We start from the raw sequence: 14,558 nt of genomic DNA on the forward strand, positions 1-14,558 counted from the left end.
TCCGAGGACCCACACCTCGGTGTCCTTGCTTTTGCCCACCCAACTGGTGTTCAACATCGGTTTCTACGCGGTCGTCCCCTTCCTCGTCATGAGCGAGGACCTCGGTCTTGGCGCCGCGGCGGTCGGCCTCGTCCTGGGTGCGCGCACCTTCAGCCAGCAGGGCATGTTCCTCCTCGGCGGGGTCATCGCCGACCGTTGGGGGCCACGCCGCAGCATCCTCACCGGCTGCGCCATCCGCGCCGCCGGATACTTCGGGCTCGCGGCCTCCGACAGCTTCTGGCCCTTCCTGCTCAGCGCCGTGCTCACTGGTGTTGGCGGTGCTTTCTTCTCACCGGCCATCGAAGGGCTCGTCGGCACGCTCGATCGTGCCCGCACCTCAGCGACCACGACAGACAGCGGAGGACGAGGCACCCCGCCGCGGAACGTGTTCGCCTGGCTCGTGCTGTTCGGGGAGGTCGGCGCTGTCGCCGGGCCCCTCATCGGCCTCGGTCTTCTGTCCTTCGGGTTTCCCGTGGTCGCAGTATCGGCCGGGGGCCTCTTCCTCATCGTCGGCATGGCGCTGTGGCTCCTCCTGCCACACCACGCCGGCTCGACCGGGAACGGTGCCGACCCCGAGCCTGACAACTCAGGGATACGCGGTGCCTTCGCCTGCCTGGAGGATCGCCGGTTCATCCTCTTCGCCGCGCTGTTCGGCGTGAACCTGCTGGCCTACAACCAGCTGTACTTCGCCCTCCCGCTCGAACTGGGTCGAGGCGGCGCCGGGACACTGGCCATCCTGTTCGCCGTTGCCTCGGCCCTGACCATCGCGTTGCAGCTGCCGATGTCCGCCCTGGCAACCCACCTCGGCCCGGCTGCTGCTCTGTGCGCCGGCTTCACCTGCATCGCGGCGGGATTCGCGGCGATCGTCCTCCTCGGAAGTGCCGGACTGCATCTTGTGCCAGGGCTTCCCGTCCTGACCGGACCGGTCGCTCTCGTCACGCTTCTCAGCCTGGGGCACATGCTCGTCGGACCCGCCGGGCTGCAGCAGGTCCACCGGTTCGCAGGCCACCGGCCCTTGGGCGCCTACTACGGCCTCCTCGCCAGCTGCGGTGGCATCGCCGTGCTGATAGGTAACGGCCTGACCGGTGTCCTCCGCGACACCCTCGGCAGCACCTCCAGCTGGGTGCTCCTCATCCTCCTGGCCCTCGTCAGCGCGACGTTGCTTCCCCGCTTCCTTCCCGCCACCTCCGTGCATCCCGGACGTCCTGCACGTCCCGTCCTTCCGTCCGTTCCCGATCAGAAGGTTCAGTCATGACCCACCGCCGCTCCCTTGCCCTTGTCGCTGTCTCGACCATCAGTTGCCTGGCCCTGACGAGCTGCTTCTCGACCGGGCCTTCCGAGTCGGCCCCTGCTACGGACGAGGCAAATGGCGGCCGTCTTTCGATCGTCCATATGCAGCCACCCCGCTCGGGCCTCACCCCGCTCAGCGACGATGCGTTCAAGCTCTCACGCTGGTCTGCAGCCGAGACGCTCGTCATTCTCGATGACCTGGGAGAGGCCCAGCCCTCCCTGGCGTCGGAGTGGGAACAGACCGCTGCGACGGAATGGACGTTCACCATCCGCGACGGGGTGCGCTTCCACGACGGCACCCCGCTGACCGCCGAGGACGTCGCCCGCTCCCTGACCGCGGCCGCGGGCGCGTCACCCACCCCGCGGATCCTGGACGGCGTCGACCTGGCCGCTGCGGCCACCGATGGGATGACGGTGACCGTCACAACGGCGATCGAGGACCCGCTCGTGCCGCAGCGCCTGTCCAGCCCCCAACTCTCCATCCTGGCCGCCAGCGCCTACGACGGCGACACCGTTGACTCGCTGGGTACCGGCACCGGCCCGTTCGTCCTCACTGCGGTGGACGGCACCTCCAGTGCGACCCTGGACCGGAACGAGGACTACTGGGGGGAACTCGCTGCCTCGTCCGGCATCGACGTCCAGTTCGTGCCGGACGGCACCGCCCGCGCCGCGGCCCTGCGTGCAGGCACCGCTGACGTCGTCGAGTCCATCCCGGTCAGCCAGGTCGCGCAGATCGACGAGGACTTGGTCTTCGAGGTACCGATGCCGCGCACGAACACCCTTTACCTGAACACGGAATCGGGCCCGTTCGCGGACCCCGCCGTGCGTGCCGCCGCCCGGGAGGCCATCGACCGGGCGACCATCGTCGCGAACGTGTACGAGGGCCGTGCGGACGTCGCCGAAGGACTCCTCGGCCCCGCCCTGCCCTGGGCTGCGGAGGAACGCGACGACGCCTACCAGGGAATTCTCGAGGGCCGGCCCGAGCCGGCACCGGTCGACGGGGTGCGGATCACCCTGGGCACGTTCACGGATCGTGCCGAACTCCCCGAGGTCGCCGTGCAACTCGAGCAGCAGCTCGAAACCGCCGGCTTCGTCGTCGAACAGGACGTGCGCGAGTACCAGTTCATCGAGGCCGACGCCCTGGACGGGGCCTTCGACGCCTTCATCCTCTCCCGGGCCACCGTCCTCGACTCCGGGGATCCTGTGGCCTACATGTACAGCGACTTCGCCTGCGAAGGGTCCTTCAACATCTCCCAGTTCTGCGACCCGGCCGTCGACGACGCCCTGCAGAAAGCCGCCGCCACCCCGGCGGGCGCCGAACGGCGGGAGGCGATCATCGCCGCCGAGGCGGAGATCCTTGCTCGGGATGCCGCGATCCCGATGCTGCACGAGCGCGTCATCCAGGGCGAAGCGGCAGGCGTGGACGGCGCGGCCCGGGACCCACGCGAGCGGTCGCTGGTGACCGGCGACACCCGCGTCGAGCAGTGACGCGTTTCCCTCCCAGGGCATTCCCGGCCAGTGCCATCCTGGTCGGCCTGTCCCGGGCGGGGGCCCTGCTCGCCGTCATCATGGTGATCGGGATGCTGCCCTGGCTCTCCGGACAGAGCCCTGAATACACGGTCCTGCGCGCCCGGTACACCGACCTGGAAGCAACACCGGCGGCATTGGCGATGGTCCGTGCCGAACTCGGCCTGGACAGGGGCCCGCTCCTGGTCTTCCTCGACTGGTTCGCCGGGATCCTCACCGGGGACTTCGGCCGATCCTGGATCTCCAACTCCCCGGTGCTGCCGGGAACCCTCACAGCCCTCGCTGTGTCCGTGACGCTCATGATCTGCGCCGGTGTGATCGCACTGCTGATTGCCGGGTTGTTCGCACTCCCCTCGCTCCTGCGCGGCTCCCGGGGTGAGCGGCGGCGAGGGGCCGGGCTCTTCGCGACGACGGCGACCTCCATGCCCGATTTCCTGCTGGCCTCCCTGTTCCTGGTCATCGGTGCGGTCTGGTTACGCTGGTTCCCGCCGTCGGGGTGGCTGGGACTGCACTACGCGGTCCTGCCGTCCCTCGCCCTGGGCCTGCCGGCCGGAGGGCTGATGGGCAAACTCCTGGCCGACGCCATCAGCTCCGCCGGCGATGAACAGTGGGTGTCCGCGTGGCTGTCGGCCGGTTTTTCTCGCCGCCAGATCGCTGCCGGTCTCCTGCGGCGGGCGTTGCCGACAGTCTCCAGCCAGGCTGCCCTGGTCGTCGTCGGGCTCACCGGCGGGGCGGTCGCCGTCGAACGGGTCTTCGCCATCCCCGGAATCGGCAGGGCCACCCTCGGTGCCGCCACGTCGCAGGACATCCCCGTGCTGCAGGCCGGCGTCCTCGCCCTCCTCGTCCTGGCGATCATGGCCGGCATCGCCGCGGCACTGATCCGCACGGCGCTCCTCGGGCCGGCCGGACGGCTGGGCGTGATCCCCGTCGCCGTCGTCCCTCCCGTCTTCCACCGGCGGGACCTCGCCGTGCCCCTCGGGGCAGCGACACTGCTCGGCCTGATCACCATCGCCGGGATCCTCCGCGACCCGTTCGCCTCAGCCCACCCGCGCCTCGCCCCGCCGAGCTGGGCTCTACCGTTCGGGGCCGATGCCAGCGGCCGCGACCTGCTCGCCCGCGTAGGACACGGCACCGTGACCACCGTGGGCACCGCCCTCGTCGTCGTCCTCGTGTCCCTGCTGATCGGCATCCTGATCGGTTCCCTGCCACGCCTGGGAACAGGGCCGCTCGAGGTCGCCAACGCCGCCCCTCCCGTCATCGCGGGGATCATCGTCGCCGCGATCTCCGGGGCATCCATTGGAGGCGCCGCCCTCGCTGTCGCCCTGGTGAGCTGGGCGTCCTTGGCAGCGCACACCTCCGCCCTGACCCTGCAGGCCCGCAGCCTGCCCTTCGTCACCGTCCTCCCGGTCCTCGGCGTCGGGCCGGCCCGGATCCTGCTCCGGCACATCCTCCCGCACATCCTCGGACCCCTGGTCCGGCACGCGATGCTCCGCCTCCCCGGAACGGCCCTCGCCCTTGCGGCGCTGGGCTTCCTCGGACTCGGAGCCAACCCGCCCAGCCCCGACTGGGGCCTGGTGCTCGCCGAAGGCATGGCCTACGTCGAACGGGCGCCCTGGACGGTTCTCGCTCCGGCGTCGGCCCTGATCCTCGCGTCCGTCCTGGCCGTATCGACGTCCGGGCTCACCCTCCCCCCAACCCCACGCCGCCGGACGAGGGCGGCCATCGAGGACGGCGCACCCGTAGCAGCCTGATCCCGGTGACCCACCGGCTCAGAGGACGAGGGCCCCTTTTTCCTACGTGCATGGTCGCATGCATACGCGTTCATGTATTGGTACGACGGATGACGCTCAACTCGAGAAGGTAGCGGAGCTGTTCAAGGCGCTCAGCACGGTATCCCGGTTGAGGATCCTGACGTCCGTTGCCGGCAGTGCGGGCTCTGTGGGTTCACTCGTGGAGGCAACGGGGCTGTCCCAGCCGCTCGTGTCGCAGCATGTACGGGTGCTGCGGAGCATGAACCTCGTCACCGTCAGCAGGTCAGGACGCGAAGCGATCTGTGCGCTGACCGACGAGCACGTCGCACACGTCATCGATGACGCGATCGCCCACATGGTCGAAGCCTCCCCGACGACGGATCACAGCCATGAACCTACGACTTCCGCGGGCAGTACACCTAGCTGTACTGCTGGCCCCGATCACCGAGTCAGCACTGGATCAGCACAGAATCAGTGTGTTCGAGCGCCGAGGCGCTGGAACCGGTGCGGATCGAACGAGTGGTCCTCGATGCTTCGCGCATCATTTGGGGCGAGGGCTGGCGAGGGCTATGGATGGCTCGGCGGCGCCAGGCGGACCGGTGGGCCGACACCGAGCACCGTACCGGATAGATCGTCGGGCAGGGCGTTGTCCTGACCCGCAACGGGTCGCCACTGCTCCACCCAATCACCGAGTGTCCGCAGGTGTCCGGCAGCGTCGATGCCACCCAACCACACGGACGGTCCCGTCAGGTCGCTCTCCGAGGTGCGGATCGCGACAGCGGCGAATGCTCCCTGCGCGCACTGCTGCAGGCAGGGTGCAGAAATCAACACACCCCCCGAGGAGCGCGCGACGGCAGCCGCGAGACCGCCGTCACCGCTCGTCCTGGTCAGGGCAGCACACCGGTGACCCGCACAGAGGGCGACGACGACGCCGGCGGGCGTGCCGGTCTCTGTGGCGTCCTGCCGTGCCCTCGGCCGGTCGACCGCATCGGTGCCGGATGGCTTGCCGGTACCCCGTGTCATGGCGGACCACCGACCCTAGCCCTGGCGGGCTTTCATGCGGGGATTCTTCTTGTTGATGACGAAGGTCCTGCCGCGACGGCGGACGATCTGCGCCCCGGGGATCTTCTTGAGGGCGCGGAGGGAATGGCGTACCTTCATGGTGCTCCTTCTGTGGTGGTGGTGCTTCGGCTCGTCCTGCCCGGATGATGCGCCGTCGCCAGGTCCAGCTCCTCGTCGGTGAGCGCACAGGCGTCCAGCAGGGTCATGATGTCGTCGTCGTCGAGAGCGTCGCCGGTGAGGGCCAGGTGCGTGCCCCTGCACCACTCGCCATGCCGCGAACCCGCGGTCCAGGCCCCTTCGTTGCCGAGGGAGATCCGGGGCGAGTTCGCCGACGAGGTGCAGGCCGCGATCCCACAGGGCCGGGTCGCGCGGCAGGAGGTCGTTCGTGGTGGTGAGGACGGTGTCGGCGAAGAGGAACTCCCCGACGAGGAACTCGCCCGGCGTGCGGGAGTCCTCCCGCACAGCGGTGTACCCGGACTCGAAGAGCGTGTGGTGGTCCCACAGCTGGTCCTCCAGGTCCTCCGGACGCACTGCCAAGGCAACGGTGTCCACGATGAATGTCCGCGAGGCGACCGTGCGCAGGCCCTCGATCGCATCCTCGGCGGTCGTCCCCGGCGGCAGACCCACGATCGCACGGGTGGCGCCGTCCTCGGCCAGGCGCAGGAGCGCCGGCGCAAGATCGAACCGCACCGTGCAACTCAGGCAGCCGTGCTCCAGGACCATCGACTCCCGCTCGACGAGCCGGTCCGCGTTATGGACGCGGCGCACCACCACCCCGCCGTCGAGCAGATCGTGCAGGACGACAGGCGTGGCGGAGGTGCGTCCTGCCAGGGCGGACGCGGCGCTGTTGCGGCTGAGCCCATCGAGGGAGGTGACGAGGATGAGGTGCATACCCCCACCATATGAGAATGATTCTCAAATATAAAGTCGGTGAAGAGTCCCCAGCGTCAGCCCTCCTACCGAAGGCGCGTGCCCGCCCGCCAGACGGCGTGCACGAGCGGCATCCCAGGTCGGTACGCCAGGTGCGTGGCCGACGGCGCGTTCAGCAGCTGCAGGTCCGCGCGGTGCCCGACGGCGAGGGACCCGACGGCGCGGAGTCCGTCGGCGTCGCGTCCCGTGTGACGACGCAGCGCCAGCGCCCCGCCGTGGGTGGCGGCACGGACCGCCTCGTGGACCGTCAGCCCCATCTGCAGGACGGCGGTGGCGACGCAGAAGGCCATGGAGCTCGTGTAGGAGGTGCCGGGATTGCAGTTGCTCGCCAGGGCGATCCGGGCACCGGCGTCGAGCAGCCGCCGGGCGGGTGCGAACGGCTGGCGCGTCGACAGATCGCAGGCCGGCAGGCACGTGGCGACGGTACCCGGCGCGTCGTCCGCGCCCGATCCCGACCACGTGCCCGCGAGCGCGTCGACGTCGGCGTCGGAGAGGTGGTTCACGTGGTCGACGCTGGCGGCGCCGAACTCGACGGCGAGCGCCACGCCGGCGCCCGGGCCGAGCTGGTTGCCGTGCACGCGCAGGCCGAGGCCCGCGGCGGCGCAGGCCGCGAGGACGCGGCGTGACTGGTCCGGGGTGAAGGCGCCGGTCTCGCAGAAGACGTCGGCCCAGCGCACGTACGGGCGGACGGCGTCGAGCATCGGCCCGCACACGAGATCCGTGTAGTCCTCGGCGTCCTCCCCTGCGGGCACGAGGTGCGCGCCGAGGAAGGTGACCTCGTCCACCACGCCGGCCGCGATCCGCGCGCTGCGCGCCTCCTGCGCGACGTCGAGCCCGTAGCCCGTCTTCGTCTCGAGGTACGTGGTGCCGCCCGCGGCGGCCTCCGCGGCGCGGGCCAGCAGGAGCCGCGTGAGGTCGTAGTCCTCCGCGGCGCGCGTGGCCTCCACGGTGACCGCGATGCCGCCCGCGGCGTACGACTCCCCCGCCATGCGGGCCTCGAACTCCGCCGTCCGGTCCCCGGCGAACACGAGGTGCGTGTGGCTGTCGACCCAGCCGGGCAGTCCCGCGCGGCCCCCGGCATCGTAGGCCTCGTCCGCCGCGGGCGCGCGGGTGGCCGGGCCGATCCAGCTGATCCGCTCCCCCTCGAGGACCAGGGCGGCGTCCCGCAGGACGGCGCCGTCGGCGTCCTGCGTCATGAGTTCGCCGATGTTGGTGATGAGGACGGACATCAGGACCGGCCCCCGGGATGTGCGGCGGTGGAGGGTGCGGCGGTGGGGTGTGCTGCGTCGAGGCGGGCGATGGCCGCGACCAGCAGTGGCCCGGGATCCCCGAGCGTCGTGTGCACGCCGTCCCGCGCCCTGAGGACACCGCCGACGACGACGCCCGTGACGTCCTGAGCCGTCGCCGTCGAGGCGAGCTGCTCCCGGGAGGATCCGGCGGTGCGTGCACTGTGCGGGTCGACCGCCATGAGATCGGCCGGGTGGCCCGGACCGAAGCCCGCGCCGGGACGGCCCTGGGCCCGCGCGCCGCCGAGGGACGCGATGCCGTGCAGCCGCTCCGGGGCGAAGTGCCCCCGCCGCCCGGTGCGCAGGCGCTCCCCGAGCTCGAGGGCCCGCATCTCCAGCCACGGGTCGACGGCGGCGTGCTGGTCGGTGCCGAGAGCGAGCTGCGCTCCGGCCTCCCGGAAGTCCCCGGCCGGCCCGAGCCCGTCGGCGAGATCCGCCTCCGTGGTGGGGCAGAACACGATCACCGCTCCGGCGTCGGCGAGGGTCGCGATGTCGCGGTCGGTGACGTGGGTGGCATGGACGGCGGACAGGCGGTCGGTCACGAGGCCGTGCCGGTGGAGCAGCGCCGTCGGGGTGCGGCCGGTCGCCCGGAGGCACTCCTCGTTCTCGGCGGGCTGCTCGGACAGGTGGATGTGCAGGGGCAGGTCCGGCGGCAGCCGACGAGCGATCACGGCGAGGTCCTGCTCCGGCACCGCGCGGACCGAATGGATGGCTGCGCCGACCGTGACCTGGCGTACGGGGTAGCGCGAGGAGATCGCTGTACGCAGGGACGCCAGCCGCGCGAGCCACCGCTCCGCGGTCCCGTCGGAGAAACGGCGCTGGCCCGCCGCGAGGGGTGTCCCGAAGCCGCCGGCGAGGTAGCACGTGTCGAGCAGCGTCAGGCGGATGCCCGCACGGACGGCGGCCCGGGCGAGGGCCAGCTCCATGGCATGCGGTCCGTCGTCGTCCCCCTGCCCGTACGGCGTACCGTCCGGGCGGTGGTGCACGTAGTGGAATTCGGCGACACTCGTCCACCCCGCCACCACCATCTCGGCGTACACCGCGGCGGCGAGCTCCTCGTACAGTGCGGGCGTGAGGGCACCCGCCGCGCGGTACATCGTCTCCCGCCAGGTCCAGAACGTCCCGCCGCTCCCGTGGGTGCGCCCGCGCAGCGCGCGGTGGAACGCGTGCGAATGCGCGTTGGCGGCGGCGGGGAACACCACGCCGCGGAGGACGACGTCGCCCTCCCGCGCCGGCACGCCCGCGAGCACGCCGAGCACCAGGCCGTCGTCGTCCACCTCGACGCGCACGGCGTCGCGGATCCCGTCGGCTCCCAGCCACGCGTGCTCGCACCAGACGGCGCGGACGGCCCGATCGGTGCGGGGTCCGGTCACAGCAGGTTGTCGAGGACGTCCGCGAGCGCGGTGGCCCCGGCGTCCGCGTCGTCGCGCTCCACGAACTCCTCGGGCGAATGGCTGACGCCGGTGGGGTTGCGGACGAACAGCATGGCGGTGGGCGCGATGGCGCCGAGGATGCCGGCATCGTGCCCGGCGCCCGTCGGCAGGGTCGGTGCGCCGGGGAAGGAGCGGCCGAGGGCGTTGCTGAGCGTGCGCTGGAGCGCACCGTCGAAATGGACCGTGCCGCTGCGCGATTCCTCGGTCAGGGTGGTCCGGCAGCCCTCGAACGCGCAGATCTTCTGGGCCTGGCCGTGGATCCTCTCGATGAGCGACGCCGTGACGGCGTCCTCCTCGTGGCGCACGTCCAGCCACAGGTCCACGCGGGAGGCGATGACGTTCGTCCCGCCCGGCACGGGCTGCAGGCGTCCCACCGTCGCGCGGGCGCCGTCCTGCTCCGCGGCGGCCTTCCGGACGGCGAGGACCACCTGGGCGGCGGCGACCATGGGGTCGGCGCGGTCGGCCATGAGCGTGGTGCCCGCGTGGTTGCCCTGGCCGGTGATGGACAGGCGCCAGCGGCCGTGACCCAGCATCGTGGAGCCGATGGCCACGGCGGAGTCGAGATCGATCAGGCCTCGCCCCTGCTCGACGTGGAGTTCCACGAAGTCCCCGATGCGCCGGATCGCCTCCTCGTCGCGGCCCAGGTGCGTGGGGTCGACCCCCGCGGCGCGGGAGGCCTCGGCGAAGGTGGTGCCGTCCGCGTCCGTCAGGGACCGGACGGCATCAGGGTCGAGCGTGCCGGTGAGCAGGCGCGATCCCAGGCAGGAGACCCCGAAGCGGGACCCCTCCTCCTCGGGGAACACGGCGATCGCGAGGGAGCGCTGCGGGGTCGCCCCGCGCTCGCGCAGCAGGTCCACGGCCACGAGGGCGGAGGCGACGCCGAGCGGGCCGTCGTAGGCGCCGCCGCCGGGCACCGAGTCGAGGTGGCTGCCCGTGACGAGCGCGCCGTCCCGGCTGTCCGTGGCGTCCCACCACGCCCAGAGGATGCCGTTGCGGTCCGTCTCGACGGCCAGTCCGCGGGCCTGGGCCTCGGCGCTGAACCATTCGCGCAGCGAGGACTCGGCGGGGGTGTACACGCCGCGCGAGTAGCCCCCGCGGGTGGCGTCGCGGCCGATGTCACTGATGGAGTCGAGGACGGAGGAGACGGTCTGCACGGGGGTACCTTCCGGTCGGGGACGGGTCTTCAGGATTGCATGGGGATGCGGACGCCGTGCTCCGCCGCGACCTCGCGGGCGCGCCCGTACCCGGCGTCGACGTGGCGGATCACGCCCGTCCCGGGATCGTTGGTGAGGAGCCGCTCGAGCTTCTGCGCCGCGAGGTCGGTCCCGTCGGCGACGGAGACCTGCCCGGCGTGGATGGAGCGGCCGATCCCGACGCCGCCGCCGTGGTGGATGGACACCCAGGTGGCCCCGGAGGCGGTGTTCAGGAGGGCGTTCAGCAGGGGCCAGTCGGCGACGGCGTCGGAGCCGTCCGCCATCGCCTCGGTCTCCCGGTAGGGCGAGGCGACGGACCCGGAGTCGAGGTGGTCGCGGCCGATGACGATCGGGGCCGAGACCCTCCCCTCCGCGACGAGCCGGTTGAGGAGCAGGCCCGCCTTCGCGCGGTCCCCGTAGCCGAGCCAGCAGATCCGGGCGGGCAGGCCCTCGAACTCCACGTGCTCGGCCGCGGCGTCGAGCCAGCGGTGCAGGTGCCCGTTGTCCGGGAACAGCTCCTTGAGGGCGGCGTCGGTGACGGCGATGTCCGCCGGATCCCCCGAGAGCGCGACCCAGCGGAACGGGCCGAGCCCCTCGCAGAACAGGGGTCGGATATAGGCGGGGACGAACCCCGGGAAGGCGAACGCACGGCCGTAGCCGCCCTTCCGGGCCTCGTCGCGGATCGAGTTGCCGTAGTCGAAGACCTCCGCTCCGGCGTCGAGGAATCCGACCATCGCCTCGACCTGCAGGGCCATCGACGCCTGGGCCTTCTTCGTGAAGCCGTCCGGGTCCGCGGCGGCCTCACGCTCCCACTCGTCGACGGCGATCCCCTCGGGCAGATAGCTGAGCGGGTCGTGGGCGGAGGTCTGGTCGGTGACGATGTCGACGTCGAGCCCCCGCCGGAGCAGTTCCGGGAACACGGTGGCCGCGTTGCCGACGACGCCCACGGACAGCGCCCGCTGCTCGCGTTTCGCGGCGAGGACCTGCGCGACGGCGTCGTCGAGCGTGTCCGCGACGGTGTCCAGGTAGCGTTTCGCGACGCGGCGGCGCAGGCGCGCCTCACTGACGTCCACGATGAGGACGGCTCCGCCGTTGAGCGTGACGGCGAGGGGCTGGGCGCCGCCCATGCCGCCACAGCCCCCGGTCAGGGTGAGGGTGCCGGCGAGGCTGCCGCCGAACCGTGTGCGGGCGATCGCCGCGAACGTCTCGAAGGTGCCCTGCAGGATGCCCTGCGTGCCGATGTAGATCCAGGAGCCCGCGGTCATCTGCCCGTACATCATGAGGCCCTCCGCCTCGAGGCGCCGGAACTCGGGCCACGTGGCCCAGTCCCCCACGAGGTTGGAGTTGGCGAGCAGCACGCGCGGCGCCCACGGGTGGGTGCGGAACACCCCGACGGGCTTGCCGGACTGGACGAGCAGCGTCTCGTCGTCCTCGAGCTCCGTGAGGGTGCGGACGATGGCGTCGTAGGCGTCCCAGCTGCGGGCCGCCCGGCCGGTCCCGCCGTACACCACCAGGTCCTCGGGCCGTTCGGCGACCTCGGGATCGAGGTTGTTCATGAGCATCCGCAGCGGCGCCTCGGTCTGCCAGCTCTTCGCGGTCAGGCGGGTGCCGCGCGCGGCCCGGATGGACCGGGAGGGATCGTGGGTCGCGGAGGTGGGGGTGGTCATGCCGGTTCTCCTGTCAGGTCCTCGGGCACCGGGACGGCGCCCGCACCGGGCTCCGTCAGGAGGGCCGCGGCCTCCTGTGCCACGAGCGAACCGATGCGGTGGGCCTCCGCCTCGGTGATGCGGTAGCTGGGGACGACGACGCTGAGCGCCGCGACCGTCCGGCCGCCCGGCGAGAGAGGCGCCGCGATGGCCGTGACATCCTTCTCGACGCCGTCGCGCACGACGACGAAGCCGCCGTCCGGGGGCCCACCCGTGAGCACAGCACCGACGGCGGTCTGCGCGAGCGGGATGCTGCGCCCCACCCAGCTGGCGTGGCGCACCGAGTGGGTGCCCTCGCGCATCGCGAGGTAGACGCCCTCGCCGTCGTGCGAGGGGACGCTGAGGTAGGCCGACTCGCCGGTCCGCTCCACGAGGCGATCCAGGGCGGGCTCCGCGAGGGAGACCAGGGATTCGTGGCCGAGGGCCTGCGCGCCGAGCTGCACCACGCGGAGGCCGGGCCGGTAGGCGCCGAGGGCGTCCCGGCGGACGAACCCCGTCCCTTCGAGGGTGCGCAGGAGCCGCAGCGCCGTCGACGCCGACAGGTCGGCCTCCCGGGCCGCGTCCGCGAGTGTCAGCGAGCCGGCCCCGCAGACCGCCCCGAGCAGCACGAGGGCCCGCTCGACGGTGCGGGTCGATGATTCGGCCATGCTCGCTCCTTGCTTTCGTGGTCGACGTATATTTCACTTATTGAAACTCCATTTTCACTCAATGGCAAGAGCGGCAGGCGCCGCGGGAACCGAGGCACAGCGTGAACCAGCAGACCGTGATCGTGGGCACCGGCCCGCTGTCCCCCGCCGACGTCGTCGCGGTGGCGCGGGACGGCGCCCGGGTGGATCTGGCACCCGAGGCCCTCGCCGCGATGGCCGGATCCCGAGCGGTGGTCGACGCGCTCGTGGACGACGGCACGCCGCACTACGGGGTCTCGACCGGCTTCGGTGCCCTGGCCACCCGGCACATCCCGCTGGACCAGCGCACCCGGCTGCAGCGCAGCCTCATCCGCAGCCACGCGGCGTCCTCGGGGGCCGAGGTGGATCGCGAGGTGGTGCGCGGCCTGATGCTCGGCCGCCTCTCCACCCTCGCCACGGGCCGTACCGGGGTGCGCCCGCTCGTCGCGTCCACCTACGCCGCCCTGCTGAACGCCGGCATCACACCGGTGGTCGGCGAGTACGGTTCGCTGGGCTGCTCGGGCGATCTCGCGCCGCTCTCCCACGTGGCCCTGGCGCTGATGGGCGAGGGGCAGGTACGGGACCGCGCCGGGCACCTGGTGGAGGCGGCCGAGGCGCTCGCCGAGGCAGGCATCGCCCCGGTCGAGCTGCGCGAGAAGGAGGGGCTGGCCCTCATCAACGGTACGGACGGGATGCTCGGGATGCTCGTCCTCGCCGCCGCGGACCTGCACCGGCTCCTCACGACGGCGGATCTCGCCGCGGCCATGAGCGTGGAGGGGCTGCTGGGTACCGACGCCGTGTTCGCCGAGGATCTCCACGCCCTGCGCCCGCACCCGGGCCAGCTGGCGTCCGCCGCGAACATCCGCGCCCTGCTGGCGGGGTCCCCGCTGCTCGCCGACCAGTTCACGTCCGAGACCGGCCGGCACCGGTTCACCCGCGTCCAGGACGCGTATTCCCTGCGGTGCGCGCCCCAGGTCCACGGAGCCGCCCGCGCCACCCTCGCGCACGCCGACGCCGTCGCCGCGATCGAGCTGGGGTCCGCGATCGACAACCCGGTCATCACCCCCGACGGCAGGATCGAGTCCAACGGCAACTTCCACGGGGCGCCGGTGGGCTACGTGCTGGACTTCCTCGCGATCGCCGTCGCGGACGTCGCCTCCATGAGCGAGCGCCGCACGGACCGCTTCCTCGACACGTCCCGCAGCCACGGGCTCAACGCCTTCCTCGCCCACGATCCCGGCGTCGACTCCGGCCACATGATCGCCCAGTACACGCAGGCCGGCATCGTGTCCGAGCTCAAGCGCCTCGCCGCGCCGGCATCCGTGGACTCCATCCCCTCCTCGGCCATGCAGGAGGACCACGTCTCGATGGGCTGGGCCGCGGGTCTGAAGCTGCGCCGGGCCGTCGACGGCCTCACGCGCGTCCTCGCGATCGAGATCCTCACCGCAGCACGCGCCCTGGACATGCGCGGAGGCGGGGCGGGCACGGGCGCGGTCGGGCGCAGTTCCGCGCCGATCACCGCCGTCCGGGCCCGGCTCCGGCAGGACGTCGAGGGCCCCGGCACCGACCGCTACCTGGCCCCGGAGATCGAGGCCGCCCGGCGGCTGGTGGACGACGGCTCCCTGCTCGCCGCAGCCCGGAGGGCAGTCCCGGGGTCCCTCCAGTAGGGCTTGTTA

12 protein-coding genes are annotated in these 14,558 nt (G+C 72.1%); 5 read left to right on the plus strand and 7 right to left on the minus strand.

Features of this window, described 5'->3' with window-relative positions; all coding sequences use genetic code 11:
- The first annotated feature begins 19 nt into the window (after window positions 1-19).
- The 4 genes from AC4D2E_RS08825 (at window position 20) to AC4D2E_RS08840 (ending at window position 5,262) form a co-directional block, all read left to right on the plus strand.
- A complete protein-coding gene (locus AC4D2E_RS08825; protein ID WP_490952358.1) occupies window positions 20-1,294 on the plus strand; it encodes an MFS transporter in 1,275 nt (424 codons plus the stop codon).
- Between the two features lie 137 nt (window positions 1,295-1,431).
- Window positions 1,432-2,817 (plus strand): ABC transporter substrate-binding protein, encoded by a 1,386-nt coding sequence (locus tag AC4D2E_RS08830; protein ID WP_490952359.1) that lies wholly within the window; start codon window positions 1,432-1,434, stop codon window positions 2,815-2,817.
- The gene (locus AC4D2E_RS08835) at window positions 2,814-4,607 is read left to right on the plus strand and encodes an ABC transporter permease subunit (protein WP_490952360.1); all 1,794 of its coding nucleotides are present in this window, start codon (window positions 2,814-2,816) and stop codon (window positions 4,605-4,607) included. Before AC4D2E_RS08830 ends, AC4D2E_RS08835 begins: the two co-directional genes overlap by 4 nt.
- A gap of 58 nt (window positions 4,608-4,665) precedes the next feature.
- Window positions 4,666-5,262: an ArsR/SmtB family transcription factor gene (locus AC4D2E_RS08840; RefSeq protein WP_490952361.1), complete on the plus strand. Its 597-nt coding sequence runs from the start codon at window positions 4,666-4,668 to the stop codon at window positions 5,260-5,262.
- Here the strand turns inward: AC4D2E_RS08840 and AC4D2E_RS08845 are convergent.
- The 7 genes from AC4D2E_RS08845 to AC4D2E_RS08875 form a co-directional block, all read right to left on the minus strand.
- Entirely contained in the window at window positions 5,175-5,630 is a 456-nt protein-coding gene (locus AC4D2E_RS08845; RefSeq protein ID WP_490952718.1) for a hypothetical protein, read from the minus strand. The genes AC4D2E_RS08840 and AC4D2E_RS08845 overlap by 88 nt on opposite strands.
- Window positions 5,631-5,645: 15 nt before the next feature.
- Complete coding sequence (ykgO, locus tag AC4D2E_RS08850) at window positions 5,646-5,768, minus strand: type B 50S ribosomal protein L36 (RefSeq protein WP_490952705.1); 123 nt, start codon at window positions 5,766-5,768, stop codon at window positions 5,646-5,648.
- A gap of 857 nt (window positions 5,769-6,625) precedes the next feature.
- On the minus strand, window positions 6,626-7,828 hold the full coding sequence (gene hutI, locus AC4D2E_RS08855) for an imidazolonepropionase (RefSeq protein WP_490952362.1): 1,203 nt from the start codon (window positions 7,826-7,828) through the stop codon (window positions 6,626-6,628).
- Window positions 7,828-9,258: a formimidoylglutamate deiminase gene (locus AC4D2E_RS08860; RefSeq protein WP_490952363.1), complete on the minus strand. Its 1,431-nt coding sequence runs from the start codon at window positions 9,256-9,258 to the stop codon at window positions 7,828-7,830. The genes hutI and AC4D2E_RS08860 overlap by 1 nt, the downstream gene beginning before the upstream one ends.
- On the minus strand, window positions 9,255-10,472 hold the full coding sequence (locus AC4D2E_RS08865) for an allantoate amidohydrolase (RefSeq protein WP_490952364.1): 1,218 nt from the start codon (window positions 10,470-10,472) through the stop codon (window positions 9,255-9,257). The genes AC4D2E_RS08860 and AC4D2E_RS08865 overlap by 4 nt, the downstream gene beginning before the upstream one ends.
- Before the next feature lie 29 nt (window positions 10,473-10,501).
- On the minus strand, window positions 10,502-12,178 hold the full coding sequence (gene hutU, locus AC4D2E_RS08870; RefSeq protein WP_490952365.1) for a urocanate hydratase: 1,677 nt from the start codon (window positions 12,176-12,178) through the stop codon (window positions 10,502-10,504).
- Window positions 12,175-12,864 carry an IclR family transcriptional regulator gene (locus AC4D2E_RS08875; RefSeq protein WP_104168339.1) on the minus strand — a complete coding sequence of 230 codons (690 nt, stop codon included), beginning with the start codon at window positions 12,862-12,864 and terminating at the stop codon, window positions 12,175-12,177. The genes hutU and AC4D2E_RS08875 overlap by 4 nt, the downstream gene beginning before the upstream one ends.
- A 101-nt stretch (window positions 12,865-12,965) precedes the next feature.
- Here AC4D2E_RS08875 and hutH point away from each other — a divergent pair, with 101 nt between their 5' ends.
- Window positions 12,966-14,549, plus strand: coding sequence for a histidine ammonia-lyase (hutH, locus tag AC4D2E_RS08880; protein WP_104168340.1), 1,584 nt, complete (start codon window positions 12,966-12,968; stop codon window positions 14,547-14,549).
- The last annotated feature ends 9 nt before the right edge of the window (window positions 14,550-14,558 follow it).

The organism is Arthrobacter sp. TJ-265, assembly GCF_058269135.1.

What these genes read in the sequence shown, in the direction of transcription:
- AC4D2E_RS08830 (WP_490952359.1), top strand. Translation starts at nt 1,432, where the DNA reads ATGCAGCCACCCCGCTCGGGCCTCACCCCGCTCAGCGACGATGCGTTC.
- AC4D2E_RS08840 (WP_490952361.1), top strand. Translation starts at nt 4,666, where the DNA reads ATGCATACGCGTTCATGTATTGGTACGACGGATGACGCTCAACTCGAG.
- AC4D2E_RS08845 (WP_490952718.1), bottom strand. Translation starts at nt 5,630, where the DNA reads ATGACACGGGGTACCGGCAAGCCATCCGGCACCGATGCGGTCGACCGG.
- ykgO (WP_490952705.1), bottom strand. Translation starts at nt 5,768, where the DNA reads ATGAAGGTACGCCATTCCCTCCGCGCCCTCAAGAAGATCCCCGGGGCG.
- hutI (WP_490952362.1), bottom strand. Translation starts at nt 7,828, where the DNA reads ATGTCCGTCCTCATCACCAACATCGGCGAACTCATGACGCAGGACGCC.
- hutU (WP_490952365.1), bottom strand. Translation starts at nt 12,178, where the DNA reads ATGACCACCCCCACCTCCGCGACCCACGATCCCTCCCGGTCCATCCGG.
- AC4D2E_RS08875 (WP_104168339.1), bottom strand. Translation starts at nt 12,864, where the DNA reads ATGGCCGAATCATCGACCCGCACCGTCGAGCGGGCCCTCGTGCTGCTC.